This is a genomic window from Protofrankia sp. CiP3 (assembly GCF_917627345.1).
Lineage (GTDB): Bacteria > Actinomycetota > Actinomycetes > Frankiales > Frankiaceae > Protofrankia.
The window spans coordinates 1-801 of record NZ_CAKJTM010000224.1 but is presented as its reverse complement, the minus strand read 5'-3'; the positions used below and the strand labels follow the sequence as shown (position 1 = coordinate 801).

2 protein-coding genes are annotated in these 801 nt (G+C 72.4%); both read right to left on the bottom strand.

From position 1 onward, the window contains the following. The coding region (locus MJ797_RS26600; RefSeq protein WP_239342479.1) for a helix-turn-helix domain-containing protein at positions 1-365 on the bottom strand (365 nt) is incomplete at its 3' end. Further along, a partial coding sequence (locus tag MJ797_RS26595; RefSeq protein WP_239342476.1) for an IS607 family transposase occupies positions 362-801 on the bottom strand: 440 nt, incomplete at its 5' end. The genes MJ797_RS26595 and MJ797_RS26600, both read right to left, overlap by 4 nt.

Genomic DNA, 801 nt, shown 5'->3' with positions numbered 1-801 from the left:
GGGAAGCCGACCCGCCGGCCCTTCCGCTTTCCCTTGCGGGAGTCGGTGACGTTCTTCAACCCGCGGGCGAGCTGGTCGAGCCCGGCGGAGAACGCCTCCTTCGAGCACTCGTCCCACCATGGGGCGACGTCCCGCTTGGCGGCGTTCCAGGCGAGCCGCAACGCGGGCAGGGTCCACGGCACCGCAGTGAGCAGGTCACCGGACAAGCCGTAGGACCGTTCGGTCTCGCGCTGCGCGAGCGCCGCTTTCACACGGGCCAGACCCCAGTTGTAGGCGAACCGGGCCGCCCCCGCGTGGCGATGCAGGTTCGCGGCTTGGGCGGCGTTCGGGTCGAGCGCGAACCGGTACGCCTGCAACGTCTTCACGCCGGGCCATCCTTCGTCGCCTCGGCGATCGCGCGCCGGGCGCGGTTCGCCGCAGCCCGGCGGCCATACAGCCGGGCGCACATCGACGTGAGGATCTCGGTGATGTCGCGGACCAGGTCGTCGTCAACCTCTGCCGGGTCGACGACGAGCAGCCGGCGGCCCTGTGCGGCGAGCGCGGCCTCCACGTATTCGGCGCCGAACCGGGCGAACCGGTCACGGTGCTCGACGACGATGGTGGACACGGCCGGGTCGCGTAGCAGTGCGAGGAACTTCCGGCGGTGGCCGTTCAACGCCGATCCGACCTCGGTCACGACCGTGCCGACGGGCAGGTTCTGCCCGGCCGCCCAGGCGACCGCCCGGGCGACCTGCCGGTCTAGGTCGGCCTTCTGGTCCGCCGACGACACCCGGGCGTACACCGCGGTCAGCCCGGTCGGCC